At 46.8% G+C, this 21,081-nt stretch carries 22 protein-coding genes; 21 read left to right on the forward strand and 1 reads right to left on the reverse strand.

The features are described 5' to 3' along the window. Positions 1-16: 16 nt before the first annotated feature. The 8 genes from SFC25_RS11455 (at position 17) to SFC25_RS11490 (ending at position 7,238) form a co-directional block, all read left to right on the forward strand. Positions 17-565, forward strand: a complete 549-nt coding sequence (locus tag SFC25_RS11455; RefSeq protein ID WP_411215406.1) for a PadR family transcriptional regulator — start codon at positions 17-19, stop codon at positions 563-565. Between the two features lie 342 nt (positions 566-907). Then, positions 908-1,357: a MarR family winged helix-turn-helix transcriptional regulator gene (locus SFC25_RS11460; RefSeq protein ID WP_411215407.1), complete on the forward strand. Its 450-nt coding sequence runs from the start codon at positions 908-910 to the stop codon at positions 1,355-1,357. Continuing rightward, complete coding sequence (locus SFC25_RS11465; RefSeq protein WP_411215408.1) at positions 1,354-4,011, forward strand: MMPL family transporter; 2,658 nt, start codon at positions 1,354-1,356, stop codon at positions 4,009-4,011. The genes SFC25_RS11460 and SFC25_RS11465 overlap by 4 nt, the downstream gene beginning before the upstream one ends. Positions 4,012-4,110: 99 nt before the next feature. Then, the gene (locus SFC25_RS11470; RefSeq protein WP_411215409.1) at positions 4,111-4,521 is read left to right on the forward strand and encodes a hypothetical protein; all 411 of its coding nucleotides are present in this window, start codon (positions 4,111-4,113) and stop codon (positions 4,519-4,521) included. Positions 4,522-4,624: 103 nt separating this feature from the next. Next, entirely contained in the window at positions 4,625-4,822 is a 198-nt protein-coding gene (locus SFC25_RS11475; protein ID WP_095224191.1) for a hypothetical protein, read from the forward strand. Between the two features lie 2 nt (positions 4,823-4,824). Continuing rightward, positions 4,825-5,631 (forward strand): alpha/beta fold hydrolase, encoded by an 807-nt coding sequence (locus SFC25_RS11480; RefSeq protein WP_411215410.1) that lies wholly within the window; start codon positions 4,825-4,827, stop codon positions 5,629-5,631. Between the two features lie 63 nt (positions 5,632-5,694). Beyond that, positions 5,695-6,603: a hypothetical protein gene (locus tag SFC25_RS11485; RefSeq protein WP_411215411.1), complete on the forward strand. Its 909-nt coding sequence runs from the start codon at positions 5,695-5,697 to the stop codon at positions 6,601-6,603. Between the two features lie 161 nt (positions 6,604-6,764). Next, the gene (locus SFC25_RS11490; protein WP_411215412.1) at positions 6,765-7,238 is read left to right on the forward strand and encodes a hypothetical protein; all 474 of its coding nucleotides are present in this window, start codon (positions 6,765-6,767) and stop codon (positions 7,236-7,238) included. Here SFC25_RS11490 and SFC25_RS11495 read toward each other — a convergent pair. Continuing rightward, positions 7,229-7,963 (reverse strand): alpha/beta fold hydrolase, encoded by a 735-nt coding sequence (locus SFC25_RS11495; RefSeq protein WP_411215413.1) that lies wholly within the window; start codon positions 7,961-7,963, stop codon positions 7,229-7,231. The two genes, SFC25_RS11490 and SFC25_RS11495, sit on opposite strands and share 10 nt — an antisense overlap. A 90-nt stretch (positions 7,964-8,053) precedes the next feature. Between SFC25_RS11495 and SFC25_RS11500 the strand changes: the two genes are divergently transcribed. From SFC25_RS11500 to SFC25_RS11560, 13 genes are all read left to right on the forward strand, one after another. Continuing rightward, positions 8,054-8,746, forward strand: a complete 693-nt coding sequence (locus tag SFC25_RS11500; RefSeq protein ID WP_411215414.1) for an HAD family hydrolase — start codon at positions 8,054-8,056, stop codon at positions 8,744-8,746. A 24-nt stretch (positions 8,747-8,770) separates the two neighbouring features. Then, complete coding sequence (locus tag SFC25_RS11505) at positions 8,771-9,526, forward strand: Cof-type HAD-IIB family hydrolase (RefSeq protein ID WP_411215415.1); 756 nt, start codon at positions 8,771-8,773, stop codon at positions 9,524-9,526. A 39-nt stretch (positions 9,527-9,565) separates the two neighbouring features. Continuing rightward, on the forward strand, positions 9,566-11,176 hold the full coding sequence (gene ggt / locus SFC25_RS11510) for a gamma-glutamyltransferase (protein WP_411215416.1): 1,611 nt from the start codon (positions 9,566-9,568) through the stop codon (positions 11,174-11,176). 14 nt (positions 11,177-11,190) lie between these two features. Continuing rightward, positions 11,191-11,745 carry a chromate transporter gene (locus tag SFC25_RS11515; RefSeq protein WP_411215417.1) on the forward strand — a complete coding sequence of 185 codons (555 nt, stop codon included), beginning with the start codon at positions 11,191-11,193 and terminating at the stop codon, positions 11,743-11,745. Beyond that, positions 11,742-12,272 (forward strand): chromate transporter, encoded by a 531-nt coding sequence (locus SFC25_RS11520; protein WP_411215418.1) that lies wholly within the window; start codon positions 11,742-11,744, stop codon positions 12,270-12,272. The genes SFC25_RS11515 and SFC25_RS11520 overlap by 4 nt, the downstream gene beginning before the upstream one ends. 159 nt (positions 12,273-12,431) lie before the next feature. After that, a complete protein-coding gene (locus tag SFC25_RS11525) occupies positions 12,432-13,160 on the forward strand; it encodes a ThuA domain-containing protein (protein ID WP_374074937.1) in 729 nt (242 codons plus the stop codon). Between the two features lie 66 nt (positions 13,161-13,226). Continuing rightward, the gene (locus tag SFC25_RS11530; RefSeq protein WP_411215419.1) at positions 13,227-14,237 is read left to right on the forward strand and encodes a zinc-binding alcohol dehydrogenase family protein; all 1,011 of its coding nucleotides are present in this window, start codon (positions 13,227-13,229) and stop codon (positions 14,235-14,237) included. 91 nt (positions 14,238-14,328) lie between these two features. Further along, positions 14,329-15,294, forward strand: coding sequence for a 6-phosphofructokinase (pfkA, locus tag SFC25_RS11535; protein WP_095224181.1), 966 nt, complete (start codon positions 14,329-14,331; stop codon positions 15,292-15,294). Between the two features lie 217 nt (positions 15,295-15,511). Next, a complete protein-coding gene (locus SFC25_RS11540) occupies positions 15,512-16,786 on the forward strand; it encodes an ABC transporter substrate-binding protein (RefSeq protein ID WP_411215420.1) in 1,275 nt (424 codons plus the stop codon). 13 nt (positions 16,787-16,799) lie between these two features. Beyond that, the gene (locus SFC25_RS11545; protein ID WP_411215421.1) at positions 16,800-18,128 is read left to right on the forward strand and encodes a carbohydrate ABC transporter permease; all 1,329 of its coding nucleotides are present in this window, start codon (positions 16,800-16,802) and stop codon (positions 18,126-18,128) included. 19 nt (positions 18,129-18,147) lie between these two features. Then, positions 18,148-18,969 carry a carbohydrate ABC transporter permease gene (locus tag SFC25_RS11550; RefSeq protein WP_095224178.1) on the forward strand — a complete coding sequence of 274 codons (822 nt, stop codon included), beginning with the start codon at positions 18,148-18,150 and terminating at the stop codon, positions 18,967-18,969. 24 nt (positions 18,970-18,993) lie between these two features. Next, entirely contained in the window at positions 18,994-20,055 is a 1,062-nt protein-coding gene (locus tag SFC25_RS11555) for a Gfo/Idh/MocA family protein (RefSeq protein ID WP_411215422.1), read from the forward strand. After that, entirely contained in the window at positions 20,052-21,020 is a 969-nt protein-coding gene (locus SFC25_RS11560) for a sugar phosphate isomerase/epimerase family protein (RefSeq protein ID WP_411215423.1), read from the forward strand. The genes SFC25_RS11555 and SFC25_RS11560 overlap by 4 nt, the downstream gene beginning before the upstream one ends. The last annotated feature ends 61 nt before the right edge of the window (positions 21,021-21,081 follow it).

Genomic DNA, 21,081 nt, shown 5'->3' on the forward strand with positions numbered 1-21,081 from the left:
GAGAAGGAGAACTTCCATGCGTGTTTTGAAATATGCAATATTAGGACTGCTTGAACAGGAGAAGCAGACAGGCTATGATATTGCGGCTGCGTTCAAGGGGGCGCTCGGTCAATTTTGGAGTGCAAAACACAGTCAAATTTATCCTGAACTGAAAAAACTGGTCGCAGAAGGTTTGATAGAATATGAAACGGTCATCCAAGGGGAGAAACTGGAGAAAAAGCTATATAGTCTGACAGTATCGGGGGAAGCAGAACTAAAAGAATGGATGCAGCGGCTCGAAGCTCTCGACGTTTCCCATAAAGATGAATTCATGTTGAAGACATTTTTCATATCCAGTATGGAGAAGGAAGAAGCCAAGGAGTTATTTACCAATCAGCTGAATAGTCGTAAGCGTAAGCTGGATGGGCTTATGAGGACGTTAGCAGAGCTTGAAGCGGAGTGCGGAAGTAAACATATCCATTTCTCCTCACCTGATTTCGGTCATTATTTAGTTCTGACAAGGGCTATAGAAAGAGAAAAAGGGTATCTGCAATGGTTGGAGCGAAGTCTACAATTCATGGATTAGTGATACTACAATGGTCTATAATGCTTCAGTTGATGAAAACCGAACTTACATAAAGAGATACGTAAGTTCGGTTTTTTGTGTTGCATTGTTTCATTGATTTCTCAAATACTCCTTCATTCAAGGAGGCATAATCTAATCCTTCCAATTATTTTCTTTCAAGAAGGGGGTGTAACTAATGAAGTTTTTTAGCGTACATTCTAATCCTGGCAGAAAGGGAATACATTCTTCCGAGTTATGTCTTTTTCAAATCGGTTACATAATTTTTACTTCTTCGCTAGGCAAAAAGGTTTGACTGCTTATAGTTTAGGGTATAAACTGAATTGGTATAGGGGGTAAACTAATGTGAGTAAATTGAAAGAAGCAATAGATCTTTTCAATGAGGTATCATTCATGGCTACCGAATTGTTCCATAAAAAGGGCTCCGCATATGACGTGTTCAAGGAAGTATCACCACAGCAGGTCGGGTTGATAAAAATCTTGAGCTTGTATGGAGCGTCCTCACCGGGCCATTTGGCTATCGTGCAGCAAGTACATAAGAGTGCGATTTCCAATCGGTTAAAAAAGCTGCACGAAAAGGGCTGGGTGGAATGGATCGATTCGGAAGGGGATAAGCGGACGAAGCTTGTACAAATCACAGAAGATGGGGAAGAGATTTTGAAAAAAGCAGAGGAAGCCATCTACGATAGATTTTGCGGGCTTTTTGAGCATATTAAGGATGAAGATGTAGAAGCATTCATCCGAATTTTCACAGATGTAAAAGAACAGCTTGAAAAAGGGGAGAAGGAAAATTGAGGACAATCATTCGTTTCAAATGGGTCATTGCGATTGCAGTTATCTTAATCGCGGTTGGGCTGACGATTTTTTCACCCAATCTGACCCAGCTGGCATCAGATAAGGGACAGACACAGCTTCCGGAAGATGCGATCTCCATCCGGGCAAGCGATATCCTGGAAGATGCCGGTGAGAATAGTAATAGCATCAGTGTCGTTTTCGAACTCGACGAGGCGTTGAATCAAGATAGTGAAGACATGATTCAAAGTGTCATCGATAAAGTGGAACAAATCGACGGTGTAAGCGAGATTACAACACCGCTGACAGATAATCAAGAGATTCAGGATCAGATGACATCCGAAGATAAAAAGACGGTGATGATGCCGGTAACAGTCGAGGGCTCCGATGAAGAAGTAGAAAAAATTGCAGACGAAATTTATGATGCGGTACCGGAAGATGCTACGGCATATGTAACAGGTGCGTCATTGATCAACCAAGATTTTGCTAATACATCAGAAGATGGCTTGAAGAAGACAGAGCTGATTACGGTGTTCATTATCGTAGCGCTGCTTTTGATTGTGTTCCGTTCCATCGTGACACCATTCGTTCCTTTGATCACAGTAGGTATTACATACTTGATCAGTCAGGGAATCCTGGCTATTTTGGTAGACACATTGGACTTCCCGATTTCAACATTTACCCAGACGTTCCTGGTTGCGATTCTATTTGGTATCGGGACCGACTATTGTATCCTGCTGCTCAGCCGTTTCCGGGAAGAGCTTGCCAATGGTCATGATAAAGTCGAAGCGACCGTTACGGCATACCGGACAGCAGGACGCACATTATTCATCAGTGCAATTGCAGTATTCGTAGGATTTGCATCCATCTTCTTCGCGAAGTTTGCTATCTTCCAATCTGCAGTGGGTGTGGCAGTAGGGGTTGCGGTATTGCTGATTGTCCTTGTGACAGTATTGCCGCTATTCATGGTAACGCTTGGTGAGAAACTGTTTTGGCCTTCCAAAAAGGCTGCCTCTCATGGGGATAATAAGCTTTGGCACTTCCTTGGGCGTCATTCGGTTGCAAGACCGGTGCTGTTCCTGGCAATCACAGCAGCAATCACAGTGCCGTTTGTGCTTACGTATGATGAGCAAGTTTCCTTTAACTCTACTGAAGAAATCAGCAGTGATTATAATTCAATCAAAGGACTTAATGCTATTGGAGACGCTATCGGTAAAGGGGAAGCGATGCCGATACAGGTTGTCATCAATGATGATGAGAACCTGACAACAGCAAACACACTGCCATATCTTGATAACTTGAGTGATGCGATCAGCAAGATAGATGGCGTGGAAAAAGTCCGTACAGCAACACAGCCTACAGGGGAGAAAATCGATGACTTGTATGTAGATTCCCAAACTGGTCAAATCGCGGATGGTATCAACGATGCAGTGGATGGAATCGGAGAAGTACAGGATGGTTTGAGACAGGTACAAGATGGACTGAATCAGATATCCGGTCAGGCTGGCAGTGCCGGTTCATCAAGCGGCGGCGGACTATCTGATGCGACAGAAGGTTTGGGCCAAGTCAATACTGCGCTGCAGCAAGTAACAGCTCAGTTGCAGCAGACTGGTAATGTCCAGCAAGCTTCTGCTCAACTGGCTGGTATCAGCGAACAGCTAGGGCAGATTCAATCAGGTTTGGAACAAGCAGATACGCAACTTCAAGGGCAGCAGGAACAGGTTGGAACACTTACTGAAACGCTGCAGCAGCTTGCTGATGGGGTTGGCTCTGCAAACGAAGGGCTGACACAAGTTTCAGATGGACTGACAACTGCATCTGATACACTCCGTGATATCAGCGACAGCGAAACAGTCCGTGAGACTGGGATGTATATTCCGGAAGATGCTCTGGAAGGTGACTTCCAGGAAAGTATCGATACGTATGCCTTCCGTGATGGAGAAGGTGTGACACTTGATGTGGTATTGAATGCTGATCCATATTCCGAGGAAGCGATTCAAACATTACAGACAATCAAGGATCGTGTCGATGCCGAAGTGAAGGATACACCGTATGAAAATGCGGAAATCGTGTATGGCGGAGTAACAAGCACCAACGCTGATCTGGAGGATCTATCTACCTCCGATCTTTCCCGGACGATGGTCATCATGATGGTTGGTTTATTCATCATCCTGACCTTGCTGTTCCGTTCCATGGTCATTCCGGCTTATATGATCGGATCCTTGCTGCTTACCTATTATACTGCTATCTCCATTACCGAATTGATCTTTGTCAACGGGTTGGATTATGCAGGTGTAAGCTGGGCTGTTCCGTTCTTCAGCTTCGTAATCTTGATATCTCTTGGAGTCGATTACTCCATCTTCCTGCTTGATCGTTTCACCGAAGAAGCGCGTGACGATCTGCAGGCGGGCATGGTTCACTCCATGAAGAAAATGGGCGGAGTCATCATCACTGCTGCAATTATTCTAGCAGGTACTTTTGCTGCGATGATGCCCTCAGGTGTCTTGACGCTTCTGGAAGTTGCGACAGTCATCATCATCGGTTTGTTATTGTATGGACTTGTGATTCTGCCGCTGCTTATCCCGGCAATTGCTACGACACTTGGCGAACTGAACTGGTGGCCGTTCAAACGTAAGCGTAGGGAAGAAGATAAATAAGGAAAAGTAAAAGGAGTTCGCCGCTAGGCGTACTCCTTTTTTCTATGGACAAGTTTTCTTACCACGCTGCATATAGTAGCAAGGAATGGAGGTATTCTGATGAAACGAAGCCTAGGATTGCGTCTTGTACTGGCGGGGACAATGGTGATGGCTGGTCTGCTCTTTTTCTTCACTGACCGATCCACCCACCCTGTTCCGTATAATGATGTCCACGAAGAGATGATCCGCCACGCATTGGAGGAAGTGAACGATACAGCAGTCGAGGAACTAGCTGTTTATGATACGTATGAAGTACTGGGAGTCGGTTTTCAGCCGGAAGGCATCATCAGCTTGCGCATCCAGAGCGAGGGCGAGGAAGTTGATCATCATATGGTGACTGTTTGGGAGGAAGTAAAAGGCGAAGCGGCCGATGTTGTGGAAGCCCATGATCTGGAAGATGACATCAGCCGTGAAATCGAAATGGAGGTTCATTTGATCGGACCGGAAGGCACAGTGCTGCACACACACTAAGCATGCTGACAAGGCATGCTTTTTCTTTTGCTTAAAGCTGGCTGCTAACGGGTATATAACATCAAGAACATAATATAGAACATAATTGGAAGGAGTGAGGCGTATGAAGATAGCAGGCTATTTTGGATTTTTCATCCTGGCGCTTGTCTTCCTGCTGATCTTTGCATTCACAACGAATACGCTATTTCTTCTGCTCACTATTCTTTCAGGTGTAGTAGGGGCATTTTTCTTATTCAGAGAATTGAGAACGAGAGAGAAGAAAGAACCAAGAGAAAGAGACTATAACCGCAAGGGGCGATAATAATGGGACATGTCATCAAAACAGAATCAGGGTATAACGTATTTGCGGAGGATATTGGTTCTGGTATTCCTGTCGTCTTTATACACGGGTGGCCGGTAAACCATAAGATGTTCGAATACCAGATGAATGAGCTTCCGGAGCAAGGCTTCCGCTTCATCGGTATCGATTTGCTCGGATTTGGTAAATCGGATAAGCCATGGGACAGCTACACCTATGATGCACAAGCAGAAGCAGTACACGCTGTTGTGGAGCATCTAGGGCTGAATGATTTCGTTTTGGCTGGCTTTTCGATGGGTGGTCCGATTGCTATTCGGTATATGAATAAGTACGGTCTTGCGAAAGTGAACAAGCTGCTTCTATTGTCAGCCGCTGCTCCTGTGTTCACACAGCGTGATGCTTATCCGTTCGGTATGAAGAAGGAAGAAGCAGATGATATGATTGCGCAAATCCAGGCAGATCGTCCAAAAACGTTGCAGGATTTCAGAGAGATGTTCTTCGCACAAGAACATTCTGAGCCATTCAAAGAATGGTTCTTCCATTTAGGTTTGGAAGCTAGCGGGCATGGTACGATTCAAGCGATGGAAGCACTTCGTGATGAAGATCTTCGCGCTGAACTAGTGCAGATCAGCACACCGACGTATATCTTCCACGGTCAGAAGGATGAGATTTGTCCGTTTAATTTCGCTAATGAAATAACAGGCGGAATTGTCAATTCGACAATCATTCCTTTTGAAAACAGCGGTCATGGCTTGATGTTCGATGAGAAAGAAAAATTCAATCAAGAGCTGCTGCGTGTATTGCGAAGCTAATGGAATCATAATAGAGCTGACGAGTGAGTCAGCTCTATTTGTCATGGGCAGGAGGAGAAGCTAATGGATGGACTGGTTACGGTTATAGGGCTGGCAGTTGTGATTATACTTGTGGGAATAGCTATTTTCTACAATACGGGGGCACGTAAACGTCCCATGCAGAATTCAGATCGCCACCGGGAGCAGCTGAAGCTGCAGTATGACACATTAAAAGTGCGCCCAACTGGAATAGTGGATGAAGAGCATTTCGACAGGATGAAACGAGCATTGGATTTCGACTATTTAGATAAGGTTAATGATGCCTTTCGGAAAGAACATTACGATTGGAGCCAGAAAAAAATCAACATGCATTTCCGGGGATTATTCCGTTTCTTTATGCTTGCATCCGTTTTTCGCAGCAAGGAATTATTTGGTAAGGAAATCCACCGTCTATGGGAAGTGATGCGCCAGTTTGAAGACGAATACAAACAGTTTTGTATGGATTTCTTTGAGGGGGAAATTACCGAGGATGCTTCTGAACGAGGTGGGCGGCACGCTGAGGAAAGAGAACGTTTCGAGATCAAATATTTGCTGCTGTTCCAATTGGGAGAGCAGACGCCAACCATCTGGGGAGAATTCTTCCAATATGGTGATGGGAAGGAGTTTATCGACTATATCCGGACGCATACCCTCGAGCAAGTAAAACAAGAGTATATGGCGGAGAATATAACGCCTGATGCAGAAAGGACATTCGAAAACTTATATAACCATATTAAATGGGGGATGGAAGCGGATGCGGAGGAACTTCGTCAGCATCAGCCGGAGCCAGAAGGCAGTGCAGAGGACAAGGAGATGGATGTGAGTTTCCTTTATTTCCTCAGTTTAAGAGGGGAAACGACAGAAGAGGAGGAAGAGGATTTGTCGGTGTATACCGGTAAAGGAAGCGGCTTTTATGCTACGAATGAATCCTTCGGTAAGATGCAGAAGCAATAACCCCGGGCATAGATTTAGAATCCAAACTCACGCAAAATCTTTCCTTAAGAATTTTGTCCAGGTTTGGATTCTTTGCTGACTAAACGCTTTTATCGCCATTATTTTTTCATACTACCTTCTGCCGGTCGTGAATAAGCTAGTCCTGAAGGGGGGCTTGGTTTATGCATCATTACCGGAGAATCAAACGAAAGCAGCTGATAGCCATATGCCTGCTGATTATGCTGCTGCTTTGTCTGTTTGCCCTTTTACTGAAAAACGCTTCTCCCAATCAGGCGAAAAAGACTGTGGAAGACTTTTATACATTGGAACAGAAGGGCGAATTTTCTGCCTCATGGGGTTTGCTGCATAAGGATTTGCAGGTACGTTTCCCGCTTAAGGATTATGTGACGGATCGTTCCCATGTATTTATGAGTCATTTTGGTGCAGATACTTTTTCGTTTGAAATAGAAAAGGGGGAAAAGCAGAAGAAATGGCGGGCAGAACCGAATGGCCAGACCTATAAGGATGTCTATTCCTATACAGTCAAACAGAATTATCAAGGAAAGTACGGCCGATTTTCTTTTGTGCAGTATGTCTACGTGACAAAGGAAAAGGGAGAATGGCGTATTCTATGGGACTATCGAAATCAGAGTTGATAATCGGCAAGCTTTTGACGCAGCAGATGGTTGAATAACAGAGGCTGTTCCACAGGAAAGCCATGTCCGATGTCGGCGATTATAAGGCAGGTGCAATAGGGATTTTCATTTGTTAGTTTAGCTGCAGATCTTTTCATGATTTTTTTCTCCTTTTCACCTACTGTTACAAGAATGTCGGTTTTAACGTTAGAGAAATTTTTGGGAATAGAAAACCGCATGTTTTCTTCAAGCATTTTAATAAGAGCCATAGAAGATATTTGCAAACTATGCTGATAGTAAGTATCAAAGTCTTCGGTAGGAATAGACAGGGTGCGCGCCTGCAAAGCTGCAAAACTTCTGATTTTGACCAATGGATATACTATGGGGACAGTATTTCGTATAATATTTTTTGACAGATTGACTGGAATTGTAAGAGGGCTGTTTAGCATCGTAAAACAGAATAATTCAGGTTGCTTGCTTACCATCTGCAAGGCAATCTGTGCGCCAATGGAAAATCCGATTAGAGATAACTTACCGCTGCCCTTCTTATTTTCTGCCCAATTCAGCAATTGATTCGCTAAGTGTTCTATGGACACATTTTCTGCCCCAAAGTCCAACTCAGCCACAGCGCATCTGTAGTCTTTAAAATGTACGATTTGCTTTCTCCACATCCAGCCACCCACACCTCCTCCATGCAGGAATAGCAGTGTCTGCTCCTGATGATCATGATAGATAGATATTTTCATTTTTCTCACCTCTTATTGTAAGTATAGCGCAGTACTGACAATCCTTCTCGAAAGGCGTATGATGGAGAAAAAGAGAAACGGAGAGACAGGATGAAAGCAATACTTTTTGACTTGGATGGAACAATTCATGACAGGCATACTACATTACGGCGGTTTTTAACAGATCAATTCCAGCGTTTTCAATCTGAGCTGCATGGTGTCAGTGAATCAGGTTTTACAGCAGCTTTTCTGGAATTGGATCAAAACGGTTATGTGGAGAAACCGATTGTGTATAAAGAGCTGTTAAGCCGCTTTTCCTTAGATCCAAACATGGAGCCTGTATTGACAGCTGATTACTTTGATAGGGTAGCGCAGTTCGCAGTCGCATTTCCGGATGCGCTTGAGACTTTGCAGGAATTGAGTATGTCTTATACATTGGGTGTCGTCACGAACGGACCAGCTCTGCTTCAGCAGCAGGTGATCGAACAGCTTGGCTTGTACTGGCATTGCCAAAGCTTGATCATTTCCGAAGCAGTCGGCTTGCGAAAGCCGGATCCGGCAATCTTTGAGATGGCGCTGCTCGAGGTTGAGGCAGCAGCATCAGAAGCTGTTTTTGTTGGTGATCATGCAGAAGTGGATATTGCAGGCAGCAAAAATGCAGGCTTGCAGCCGGTTTTCTTTGACGGGAAGCTGGAAGGTGTGCCTAGTTTTTCAGATTGGCGTGTGCTCCCAGCTCTGCTTGCTAACTGGAATCGGTCTGAAAGGAAAAATAATGGGGACTATACTATAATGGACATGGACTAAGCATTTACATAAAGGGGAGATTGGATGGCTGAGAACGTTAAACAAAAGGATTACAAACTGATCGCACTTGATATGGATGGTACAATGCTCAACCCGCGCGAAGAGGTATCGGATGCGAATAGACAGGCGATACAACGAGCACAGGAGGAAGGCGTCCATGTCATCTTGAGCACAGGCCGAGGCATTCGGACATGTAAGCCTTATGCGGATGATCTTGGGCTGCAATCCTTCCTGGTGACAGTAAATGGCAGTGAAATCTGGACTGCTGATGGCGAGCTGCTCGAGCGTGTGTTGATCGAGGATGATTTGATCAAAAAAATGAAACGCCTGGCTGATGAGTATGACACGCATTATTGGGCAGTCAGCACAGAACATGTATTCCGCGGTAATTTCCCTGCCAATATGGAAGAATACGATTGGCTGAAATTCGGCTTTGATACATTCGATGATAAAAAGCGGGAAGCGATTGTCAAAGCATTGTCCGATAAAAATGAACTGGAGCTTTCCAACTCCAGTCCGACAAATATCGAGGTCAATGCAGTGGGAATAAACAAAGCCGAAGCAGTGCAAAAGGTCTGTGACAGGCTTGATATCAAAATGGAGCAAGTGATTGCCATGGGTGACAGCCTGAACGATATCAAGATGATTGAAGCTGTCGGATGCGGCGTAGCGATGGGAAATGCCCAGGATGCAGTCAAGGAAGTTGCCGACTATCAAACGGATACAAATGAAGCCGATGGGGTAGCAAAAGCGATCCATCATCTGCTAGGATGGTCATAAGCCCGGTATTCCGGGCTTCTTACATAAGGGGGAGACAGAATGAAGACAGATCATTTGTATTACCCATATCATTCGCAGCGAATGACGACTGTTGCCAGACAAGGAATGGTAGCCACATCACAGCCGCTCGCTGCACAAGCAGGGCTGGATATGCTGAAAAAAGGCGGCAATGCCGTAGATGCCGCGATCGCGACTGCAGCCATGCTGACAGTAGTGGAACCGACTTCGAATGGAATCGGCGGTGATGCTTTTGCGCTTGTTTGGATCAAGGACAAGCTCTACGGGCTCAATGCCAGCGGTCCAGCACCACAATCAATCAGTATAGAAAAAGTAAAAGAACTTGGACATGAAGAGATGCCATTACATGGCTTTCTGCCATTAACTGTGCCAGGTGCACCAGGCGGATGGGCTGCCCTCAGCAAGCGCTTCGGCAAACTTCCTTTGATAGAAGTGCTGCAGCCAGCAATATACTATGCTGAAAATGGTTTTGCGGTAACACCGACAGTTGCCAAGCTGTGGGAACGCGCATATAAAAAGTTCAGCACCTCTTGTACAGATACCATGTACAATGGATGGTTTGACACGTTTGCTCCTAATGGAGAGTATCCGAAGATTGGAGACATATGGCGATCGCCAGATCATGCGGAAACGCTCCGGCAAATAGCACGTACAGATGCTGCTGCTTTTTATGAAGGAGAACTGGCTGCCAAAATGACGGAATTTTCTGCGGATAATGGCGGCTTCCTGACAAAAGAGGATTTGGCAGCCTATGAACCGGAATGGGTGGAGCCGATTTCTGTTCATTACCGGGGCTACGATGTGTGGGAAATTCCGCCAAACGGCCAAGGGTTGGTTGCTCTTTCTGCCCTGAATATATTAAAAGGCTTCTCTTTCCAGGAAAAAGAATCGATTGATACCTATCATAAGCAAATGGAAGCGATGAAGCTTGCGTTCGCTGATGGTCATGCATACATAACGGAAGAACAGCATATGCCTGTGACTGTGAAGGAATTGTTGTCCGATGCTTATGCAGCTAAAAGAAGGAACCAAATCGGGGAGACAGCCCAGGAACCAGAAGCTGGAGAACCGAAAGCAGGCGGAACGGTTTATTTGGCAACGGCGGATAGCGATGGAAATATGGTTTCCTTCATTCAAAGCAACTATCATGGCTTTGGTTCTGGGCTGGTTGTACCGGGAACAGGTATTGCGCTGCAAAACCGCGGTCATAATTTCAGTCTTGATCCAGAGCACGCCAACAGTCTGCAAGGCGGAAAGAAGACTTTCCATACCATCATCCCAGGCTTTTTGACGAAAGATGATCAAGCCATAGGACCTTTTGGGGTAATGGGCGGATTCATGCAGCCGCAGGGGCATGCCCAGGTGGTCATGAATATGCTTGATTTCGGGCTTAACCCGCAAACAGCTTTGGACGCACCTCGCTGGCAGTGGATCAAAGGCAAGACATTCCATGTAGAAGCCGATTTCCCGAAGCATATTGCGGAGGCGCTGATCCGTAAAGGGCATGATATCGAAGTAAAAGCGGACAGATCCACATTCGGGCGCGGACAAGTCATTTGGCGCGACCCGGATAACGGAACATTATATGGAGGAACAGAAGCGCGAGCAGACGGCAGTATCGCTTCGTATTAGAAAGGTTGGACAACATGATTTACTGGCAATTATTTATGGCATTTTTCCGTGTCGGCATCCTTGGATACGGCGGAGGTCCTTCATCGATCCCGCTGGTGGAAAAGGAAGTCGTCAAACAGTATAAGTGGATGGATGACGAAGAGTTCGGGAACACACTGGCACTTGGCAACAGCTTGCCCGGACCGATTGCAACGAAGCTGGCAGGCTACATCGGCTATCGAGTCGGCGGCTGGATCGGGATGGTGAGCGCATTGATTGCGACTGTCATTCCGACAGTCGTGCTGCTCATCGTGCTGTTTTATTTTGTTGATGCCTTGAGCGATCAGCCTTGGCTCAGCGGAATGACAACAGCTGTCATCCCAGTAGTAGGGGTCATGCTTGCAGTGATGACATTGGACTTTCTTAAAAAATCCCGTAATGGGTTGAAGAGCTGGCAGATCGTTGCTTTGTTAGCTGCATCTGTCGTGCTGATTGAATTGCTTCATATCCATCCAGCATTCCTTATCCTGGCGCTTCTCCTGTTTGCACTTGTCAAACCGGAGAAACGGAAGGAGGAGGAGGGAGCATGATTTACTGGCAGATATTCCTGGCCTTCTTCATACCTGGAATTGTCGGATATGGTGGTGGTCCGGCTACCATTCCGCTCATCGAAAATGAAGTGGTGGACAGATATGGCTGGATGACAACAGCTGATTACAGCCAGATGCTGGCACTGGCCAATGCACTTCCCGGCCCGATTGCCACTAAGCTGGCAGGGGTGATCGGCTTCCAGCAAGCCGGGTTCCTGGGTGCGGCAATCGGTTTATTCGCTACAGTAGCACCTTCGCTCATCTTAATGATTGGATTATTAAGTATTTTAGCGAAGTTCAAGGATTCTCCCCGGGTTAAGCGAATGACAGCATATATCCGGCCGACAATCGCTGTGCTGCTGGCAGGGATGGCAATCAGCTTTTTCCGCACATCCTATGAAAGTGCTGGCTGGATACATACAATCATTTTGGTTGTGTTAAGCTATTTGCTCATGGAAAGATGGAAGGTGCATCCAGCCTTTGTGATCCTTGGCGCTTTGGTGTATGGCGCCCTGCTTCTCGGATGAGATCCTGCAGTTTTTTTGCAGGATCTTTTTCTCTGGGCAGGAGATGGAAGGAAAAGGGCTAATGTAATTAGTAAAATAAAATTCACTGCATAATCTAGTAGGGAACCGGGTAGCTACTTAACAAGGGGAATAGGATAAAAAAACAAGAAGGAGCATCTTATGCGCGTTACCATTTGGAACGAATACCGTCATGAGAAGGAAAACGACCAGGTGAGAAGCATCTATCCCCGAGGCATTCATGGAGCAATAGCCGAATTCCTGGAGGAAGCAGGCTTTGCAGTACAAACCAGGACACTTGATGATTCGGAGCAAGGATTGGACCAAGCGACGCTGGAACAAACGGATGTCCTTATCTGGTGGGCTCATAAGGCGCATGATGAAGTAAATGACGATGCTATCGAGCGAGTGAAGCAGCGTGTTCTGGCAGGTATGGGACTGATTGTCCTTCATTCAGGCCACTTCTCCAAAATATTCCGTAACCTGATGGGTACAACATGTGACCTGAAATGGAGACAGGATGGCGAGAAGGAACGCATTTGGGTGGTTCAGCCAAGTCACCCGATCACGAGAGGACTTGGGGAGTATTTCGAGCTTCCGGAAGAAGAAATGTACGGAGAGCATTTCGATATACCAGAACCAGACCATACGCTGTTCATCAGCTGGTTTGAAGGCGGCGAAGTTTTCCGCAGCGGCTGCACGTATAATCGAGGAAAAGGGAAAATCTTCTATTTCCGGCCCGGTCATGAAACGTACCCGACTTACCATGATAAAAATGTGCAGACTGTTATCCGAAATGCTTGCGAGTGGGCAGCAGCACCATCAGCTGTCGTCCCGCACTATGGAAAGTCAGAAGCCTTGGAGCCGATACTGCGCCTAGCGAAGAAGTGAGTATTAAGCCGTCCCAAAACGACGGCTTTTACATAAAACAGATACAAAATAGAGGAGGAGAAATAGATGCGTGCAATCGGGATATACAAACATACATCCGTGGATCAGGCAGACAGCTTTACAGAAGAACAGGTGGATAAGCCAACTGCAGCAGGTGGGGATGTGCTTGTCCAAGTGAAAGCTGTCAGCGTCAATCCAGTTGATACAAAACAGCGCAAGCTGAAAGAGGACGATGGTACATTCCGCATTCTTGGCTTCGATGCAGCAGGAATCATTGAGGAAGTCGGAGAGGATGTAGAGGGATTCCAGCCTGGAGATGAAGTCTATTATGCTGGATCTGTTACCCGTCAAGGATCCAATAGTGAGTACCAGCTTGTCGACCATAAAGTCATTGCCAAAAAACCTGCAAATCTAAGCTTTGCAGAAGCAGCGGCCTTGCCCTTGACAGCATTGACTGCGTGGGAAGCTATGTTTGAGAAGATGCATATCCCGCTGGATGCGGAAGCGAATAAAGACAAAACGATTTTGCTGGTCAATGCAGCCGGCGGTGTTGGTTCGATTGCTTCACAGTTCGCACAATTATATGGACTGAATGTAGTCGGAACGGCTTCACGGGAAGAGACGATTACATGGGCCAAGCAGCATGGTACCGAACGGGTGATCAATCATCATGAACGCTTCCATCCGCAGCTGGAAAAGTTGGGGATAGATAGTGTCGACTATGTTTTTTGTATGCATCAGCTGGACAAGGCATGGGATGATATTATCGAAGTCGTGAAACCAGAAGGTATCATCTGTGCCATCACAGGCCCGGTTGAGGATATCAAGCTGACGGATCTGACGTCCAAGAGCCTGACACTTGTCTGGGAGTATATGTTCACACGCACGCTCCATCAGACACCAAGCAAATATAAACAAGGGGAAATATTGTCCAAAGTGGCAGAGCTGGTCGAGGATGAACGCATTCGCACGACGAAAGCGGAGGAGCTGGAAGGCCTTACCGTCGAGAATGTGCAGAAAGCGCATAAACGATTGGAAGATGGCAGCATGATCGGGAAACTGGTCATTTCTGTGTGACTTGGGCAGGCGTTAAGCCTGTCTTTGTTCTGTTTCCTGCCAAATTTGTTGTATAATGAAGGTAAGACATATATGGTGGAGAGGTGAACCGATGTTACATAAAGTAGCTGTTATCACAAGCGGTGGAGATTCACCGGGCATGAATGCTGCCATCCGGGCAATCGTAAAGGCGGCAAATTATCATGATATCGAAGTGTATGGTGTGGAAGGCGGTTATCAGGGTCTGATCGAGGATAAATTATCCATCATCCGTACACCTGATGTAGAGACGATCGCCAATAAAGGCGGAACGATCCTGAAAACGTCACGCTCGCTTGCTTTCATGGATGAGTCTGGCAGAAAGCAGGCAGTGGAAGTGCTTCGCAACTATGGTATTGCCGATGTTATCGTCATCGGTGGGGAAGGTTCACTTCAAGGTGCACAAAAGCTGCATGAATTGGGCATCCGAGTCATCGGCATTCCGGGAACGATCGACAATGATCTGGATTACACTGACTACTCTATCGGTTTCGATACAACATTGAATACAGTGCTCAGCTCCATCGGCCGAATCAAGGATACTGGTCTATCGCATAACAAGACGACCATCGTCGAAGTAATGGGCAGACATTGCGGTGATCTGGCATTGTTCACAGCTGTTGCAGGAGAAGGAGATATCATTTCCACACCTGAATATAAACTTAGCTTCGAACAGATTTGTGAGAAGCTCCAAGACAAAATTTCCAAGGGCCGGAATGATAATATCATTGTTGTCACGGAACGGATGTATGATTTGGATGAACTCCAGAAATTCATTGAAGAACAGATGAATATCGAAGTACGTACAACGGTCCTTGGATTCATTCAGCGCGGCGGTGAACCGTCTGCATTTGACCGGATTCTTGCAAACAAAATGGGTGTCAAAGCAGTGAATATGCTGATGGAAGGGCAATCTGGCTATGCAATCGGAATCAAAGCCAATCAGCTGATCGAGAAGGATTTGCGTACGATGCTCGATGAGAAAACTGATAAACAAGCAAATTATGATTTGCTTGATATGCTATTGCATACGATATAAGTAAGCGAAACGGAACACGCCTGAGACAGGCGTGTTTTTTCTTTGGCGAAACTTGTATATACAATATCGTTGAAAGCGTTTGCAATATTATGATAAACTTTTTATAACTTCTGCAGAAAAGACAAAAATTAGGGGGATAGGCTTAATCTTACAAAAAGGAGGGAATGAGATAACCGCACTAAAGAAAGCGTTTACCAAAATGCGAGGAGGAGCTGTGATGAAGCGAAGCTTTCTGATGGTTGCCTTACTAGCCGGTATTGGGCTGGCAGGCTGCTCGGCTGTGACGAGCGGAGATGGTGCGAGTGATGACAAAGTCCAGATTACATACGCGAGGGGGACGGATACGACTGGTGCTACGGATGTATTAGTCGAAGCATTTGAAAAGGAGCACCCGGACATCGATGTGGTGGTTCGGGAAATGCCATCTGATACTGGGGAATCACATAACCAGTATGTGACCATGTTCAGCGGCAGAAGCCCGGAGATTGATGTATTTGATGCAGACATTGTCTGGTCAGCAGAGTTCGGTCAGGCAAACTACGTGCTGCCGCTGGACCGGCTGATCGAGCGGGATCAGGTGGATATGGATGCTTATTTCCCGGCTACGGTAGAAGCTGGCCGTTATAACGGAAGGCAGTATGCCATGCCTGGCTATGCCGATGCAGGATTGCTTTATTATCGGAAGGATATAACCGATCAAGTGCCTGAAACATGGGATGAGCTGGAGCAGCTGGCTCAAGAGAATATGGGCAAGGAAGGCACCAAATTTGGTTATCTCATGCAGGCGGCTCAGTATGAGGGAATCGTGACCAATGCCATAGAGTATATTTATTCCTACGGCGGTCAAGTGCTGGATGCTAATGGAAACGTTGTCATTAACAGTCCGGAAGCAATAGAAGGCTTACAGAAGATGATCGACATAACGAATAGCGATTTTGTACCAAACAATATACTTAACTTCATGGAAATCGACACAGAGTCTTCCTTCAACGAAGGAAATGCTGTATATGCAAGGAACTGGCCATATTTGAATGATACAGCCAACGATCCAGAGATATCAAAAGTAGCAGGTAATGTCGGCATCGCCACGCTTCCTGCGGGAAGTGAAGGAGCAGCATCCTCGCTGGGAGGATGGATGCGGATGATCAACCGCTACTCCGATGAAGTGGAAGCATCCTGGACGTTCGTGAAATGGATGAGCGGAGAAGAAGGGCAGAAGATCAGTGCCCTCGAAGGCGGAAAGGCTCCGACATTGGAAGCTTTATATGATGATAAAGAGATCACGGATGTCAGTGCCGTGCTTGCGAGCGAGGATTTCTATGATTCCTTGCAAAATGCGATACCACGTCCGATCACGCCAATTTATCCGGAAATCTCCGATATCATGCAAATCGAGCTTTCCCGCGCGTTGGCAGGAGATATAACTGCTGAAGAGGCGGTGGCACGTATGGAGACAAAAATGCAAGCTGCGTTGGAATCCGTAACCAATTAAAGGAGCTGAGTGTATGAAGCAACCGAAAAAAAGACGGTTTCAGCTGAGTGAGCGGCAGCTTGGTTACGCGATGGTCGCACCGTCTATCATTCTTATTGCCGTCATCATCATTTGGCCGATTATGTTGTCAGCCTGGAACAGCTTGTTTGATTACCGCTTGAATGACCCGGCCAAAGCAGAACGGATTTCATCTCTAAGTATAAATCTCGAGACATATGCCGATAACCGCTATCTGGTTTATGACACGATGGATGATGTCAGAGACGCGATGCCGGATGCGGGCGCGACTCTGGATGATATTACAACAGCTCTGGATGAACAGCATGAAACATTATTGAATACCGATGAAGGACTTGCAGGGCGTTATGAAGAAGTCAACACTATGCTGGAAAATTTCCAGCCTGTAAATGATGAGGAACTCCGGCTGACAGAGGTTCCGGAAGAATGGGCAGATGGATTTTCAAACACGTTGGATGATCAGGTAGCCGCAGTCCAGGCTTTGCGGGAAAACGCTCCTGAGGAAGCTGTCCAGCCGTTGACGGATCTGGAATCCCAGCTGTCGAATACACAAGGCTCGATCCTGGAGCCGAACTTTGTCGGGGTGAAGAATTATACAAATTACCTTGGCGATGGACGGACATGGACGGCGATGCTGAACACATTATTGTTCACTGTCGTTACGGTAGGTGTTGAACTTGCCGTTGGATTGGCCGTTGCTTTACTGATCAATCGTGTCTTCATCGGACGCGGGCTCGTCCGGGCTGCTGTTCTTGTACCATGGGCGATTCCGACAGCGGTAGCAGCAATGATGTGGACATTCCTGTTTGACGGTCAGTCAGGCATCATGGCCCATTATATGGCGCAGTTTGGTCTTATCGATGATCCAGGTGCACTGCTTTCCACTGGAGCAGGCGGTATGTTCTCCGTCATGTTTGCGGATATTTGGAAAACGACACCGTATATGGCACTTTTACTTTTGGCTGGCTTGCAGACGATTCCACGCTCCCTGTATGAAGCAGCAGATGTGGATGGCGCAAATAAATTCCAGCAATTCATCTCCATTACCTTGCCGATGATCCGTTCGGCAATCCTAGTTGCAGTCTTATTCCGTGCATTGGATGCATTCCGTGTGTTCGACCTTATCTACGTCCTAACTGGCGGAGGTCCTGCCAACTCGACGGAATCAATCAGCGTCTATGCTTACAAACTGCTGTTTGAACAACAGAATTTCGGTGCAGGCTCTGCTTTGAGTGTGATCGTATTCTTGAGTGTGGCATTGCTCAGTACGATTTTCATCAAGCTGATCGGCTCGGATTTGTTCAGCGGAAGGCTAAAACAATAGGACGGAGGAGGAGATTAGTATGGTAAAACGTGCTGGAGTCGGCTTCTACATTTTCTTGATTATCTTTGTATTCCTGGTCATGTTCCCGTTTATCTGGGTGTTCCTGACCTCTATCAAACCACAGGGAGAAATTTTTTCCTCCTTCCAATGGTTCTCAAGCAATATGACACTGGATAACTATGCATCAGCTTTGGAAACAAGGCCGCTGCTTATGTACATGCTGAATAGCTTTGTTGTGGCAACGCTCACCACGATCATCTCCATCATTGTCGCATCATTCACAGCCTATGCGGTCACACGGCTGCCGATCCGTTTCAAAGGTTTGATCCTGGGATTGGTGCTTGCTGCATCCATGTTTCCGCAAATCGCAGTCCTATCACCTATCTTCAACTTCGTCACCGATGCAGGCTTGCGCAACAGCTATCTTGGTCTGGTAATCCCGTACATTACAATCAGTTTGCCCCTGGCAATCTGGATTCTATCGACATTTTTCATCAAGATTCCGCTGGCATTGGAAGAATCAGCGAAGCTGGATGGAGCTACTCCGTTCCAGACGTTCCGCAAAATCATTTTCCCGCTGGCAGCACCAGGCGTGTTTACAACAGCGATTCTTGTATTTATCGCTGCCTGGAATGAATACTTATTTGCCTTGACGATCAACACAGATGATCGCTGGCGCACGATACCAGTCGGTATCTCATTCTATCAAAGTCAATACACCGTTCCGTGGGGAGATATCACTGCCGCAACCGTTATCGTGACGATCCCGATTGTTGTTCTTGTACTCTTGTTCCAGCGTCGTATCGTCGCTGGACTGACAAGCGGATCTGTCAAAGAATAATAAACTTGGAGGTACTGCTGGATAATGAAAACCTTACGCGTAGGAGTAGTCGGACTAGGAAGTATCGCACGCAATCGCCATTTGCCGGAGCTGGAACAAAACCCGCACACGGAAATCACTGCTGTATGTGATGTGGTCCCGAGCCGGTCAGAGGAAATTGCCAAAGAATATAACGCAACAGCATATACCGAATACGAAGAACTGATCGAGGATCCTCGTATCGATGCGGTCATCGTCTGTGCGGCCAACCATTTGCACGCACCTGTATCGATCGCTGCTTTGCAAGCAGGAAAGCATGTACTCTGTGAAAAGCCGATGGCAACGACACTGGAAGAAGCGGATGACATGATCGCTGCACAAAAGGCGAGCGGCAAGCTTTTGCTGATTGCGCATAATCAGTGCTTTGTCCCGTCTCATCAAAAGGCGCGGAAGATGATTCAAAACGGTGAGCTCGGCAAGATCTACAGCTTCCGGACTACCTTCGGCCACGGAGGTCCGGAGCAGTGGAGCATAGATGGGAAAAACAGCTGGTTCTTTGATAAAGACAAAGCCTATATCGGGGCACTTGGTGATTTGGGTGTGCACAAATCCCATTTGATTGAGTTCCTGCTGGATGAACCGATCCAGGAAGTGGCGGCCTTTGTCGATACATTGGCAAAGCCATACGCAGATGTGGATGATAATGCAGTCGCTGTACTGCGTACAAAATCAGGGATCATCGGTACACTTACTGCCAGCTGGTCGTATGTGGCGGAAGAGGATAATTCCACGATCATCTATGGAGAGAAAGGGGTCATCCGTCTCGAAGAAAGCCCTGAATACAGCTTGGTAGTCGAGTATCACAACGGAGACCGCAGCAATCATTCGCTTGGCGCGATCCAGACGAATGATTCTGAAACACAATCCAATTCCGGCGTCGTGGACGCGTTTGCCAGCTGTGTGCTGGATAACAATTCCAAATGCCCCATCACAGCAGAAAAAGGCCGGTCTGCGCTAGCTGTCATCCTGGCAGCCTTGGATTCCAATGGCACGAAAAAAATAATCTCACTTGCACCCGAGACTGCAGAGAAAGGGGAACAAGTATGAAATTAGGCGTTTTTACAGTTCTGTTCCAGGAGCTTTCACTCGAGGATATGCTTGCGCGCGTAAAGCAAGCCGGTTTGGACACTGTCGAAATCGGTACCGGCGGCTATCCGGGCAATGCGCATTGCCCGATCGATGAGCTGCTGGAGAGTGAGGATGCATTAAAGCAATACCAAGCGACGTTTGAGAAATACGGGGTTACGATCGGGGCTTTCAGCTGCCACGGCAATCCTATTTCACCCGACAAGGCATTTGCGGAAGAGTCGGATTGGACCTTGCGCAAGACAATTAAGCTTGCTGCCAAAATGGGAGTTCCGGTTGTAAACTGCTTTTCCGGTGTGGCAGGTTCCGAGGAGAGTGCCACAAAGCCGAACTGGCCGGTTACAGCATGGCCGACTGAATATGGAGATGTGTTGAACTGGCAGTGGGAGCAGAAACTTGTTCCTTACTGGAAAGAGCTTGGCACATTTGCGGAGGAGCATCAGGTGAAAATCGCGTTGGAGCTGCACGGCGGTTTCCTTGTCCACACGCCCTATACAATGCTGAAGCTGCGTGAGCTGACAAGTGATGCAATCGGGGCTAACTTTGATCCGAGTCATATGTGGTGGCAGGGCATCGACCCGACTGCAGCCATCAAGATACTCGGAAAAGCCGGCGCCATCCATCATTTCCATGCCAAAGATACGTACATCGATCCTGATAATGTGAACATGTACGGCTTGACTGATATGCAGCCATACAGCAATATCAAGCAGCGGGCATGGAACTTCCGTACAGTCGGGCTTGGACACGGCCAAGAGGAATGGAACAAGATGATCAGTGCGCTGCGCACGTATGACTACGATTATGTTATCAGTATTGAGCACGAAGACTCGCTCATGTCGATCGAAGAAGGATTCCAGCGCGCAGTCGATAACCTGAAAAATGTCGTGATAAATGAACCCGCCACTACAATGTGGTGGTCATAAAAATCGAGAGCATCTGCCACGATGGCAGATGCTTTTTTTGTTTGTCAGATGCGCTAACATC

The organism is Terribacillus saccharophilus (assembly GCF_046592595.1).
Lineage (GTDB): Bacteria > Bacillota > Bacilli > Bacillales > Amphibacillaceae > Terribacillus > Terribacillus saccharophilus_C.

Excerpts from the sequence above, each read along its gene's own strand:
- SFC25_RS11550 (WP_095224178.1), top strand. The coding sequence starts at position 18,148 with ATGGTAAAACGTGCTGGAGTCGGCTTCTACATTTTCTTGATTATCTTT.
- ggt (WP_411215416.1), top strand. The coding sequence starts at position 9,566 with ATGAAGACAGATCATTTGTATTACCCATATCATTCGCAGCGAATGACG.
- SFC25_RS11560 (WP_411215423.1), top strand. The coding sequence starts at position 20,052 with ATGAAATTAGGCGTTTTTACAGTTCTGTTCCAGGAGCTTTCACTCGAG.
- SFC25_RS11470 (WP_411215409.1), top strand. The coding sequence starts at position 4,111 with ATGAAACGAAGCCTAGGATTGCGTCTTGTACTGGCGGGGACAATGGTG.
- SFC25_RS11555 (WP_411215422.1), top strand. The coding sequence starts at position 18,994 with ATGAAAACCTTACGCGTAGGAGTAGTCGGACTAGGAAGTATCGCACGC.
- SFC25_RS11545 (WP_411215421.1), top strand. The coding sequence starts at position 16,800 with ATGAAGCAACCGAAAAAAAGACGGTTTCAGCTGAGTGAGCGGCAGCTT.
- SFC25_RS11475 (WP_095224191.1), top strand. The coding sequence starts at position 4,625 with ATGAAGATAGCAGGCTATTTTGGATTTTTCATCCTGGCGCTTGTCTTC.
- SFC25_RS11525 (WP_374074937.1), top strand. The coding sequence starts at position 12,432 with ATGCGCGTTACCATTTGGAACGAATACCGTCATGAGAAGGAAAACGAC.
- SFC25_RS11500 (WP_411215414.1), top strand. The coding sequence starts at position 8,054 with ATGAAAGCAATACTTTTTGACTTGGATGGAACAATTCATGACAGGCAT.
- SFC25_RS11490 (WP_411215412.1), top strand. The coding sequence starts at position 6,765 with ATGCATCATTACCGGAGAATCAAACGAAAGCAGCTGATAGCCATATGC.
- SFC25_RS11455 (WP_411215406.1), top strand. The coding sequence starts at position 17 with ATGCGTGTTTTGAAATATGCAATATTAGGACTGCTTGAACAGGAGAAG.
- SFC25_RS11495 (WP_411215413.1), bottom strand. The coding sequence starts at position 7,963 with ATGAAAATATCTATCTATCATGATCATCAGGAGCAGACACTGCTATTC.
- SFC25_RS11530 (WP_411215419.1), top strand. The coding sequence starts at position 13,227 with ATGCGTGCAATCGGGATATACAAACATACATCCGTGGATCAGGCAGAC.
- pfkA (WP_095224181.1), top strand. The coding sequence starts at position 14,329 with ATGTTACATAAAGTAGCTGTTATCACAAGCGGTGGAGATTCACCGGGC.
- SFC25_RS11480 (WP_411215410.1), top strand. The coding sequence starts at position 4,825 with ATGGGACATGTCATCAAAACAGAATCAGGGTATAACGTATTTGCGGAG.
- SFC25_RS11515 (WP_411215417.1), top strand. The coding sequence starts at position 11,191 with ATGATTTACTGGCAATTATTTATGGCATTTTTCCGTGTCGGCATCCTT.
- SFC25_RS11540 (WP_411215420.1), top strand. The coding sequence starts at position 15,512 with ATGAAGCGAAGCTTTCTGATGGTTGCCTTACTAGCCGGTATTGGGCTG.
- SFC25_RS11520 (WP_411215418.1), top strand. The coding sequence starts at position 11,742 with ATGATTTACTGGCAGATATTCCTGGCCTTCTTCATACCTGGAATTGTC.
- SFC25_RS11505 (WP_411215415.1), top strand. The coding sequence starts at position 8,771 with ATGGCTGAGAACGTTAAACAAAAGGATTACAAACTGATCGCACTTGAT.
- SFC25_RS11485 (WP_411215411.1), top strand. The coding sequence starts at position 5,695 with ATGGATGGACTGGTTACGGTTATAGGGCTGGCAGTTGTGATTATACTT.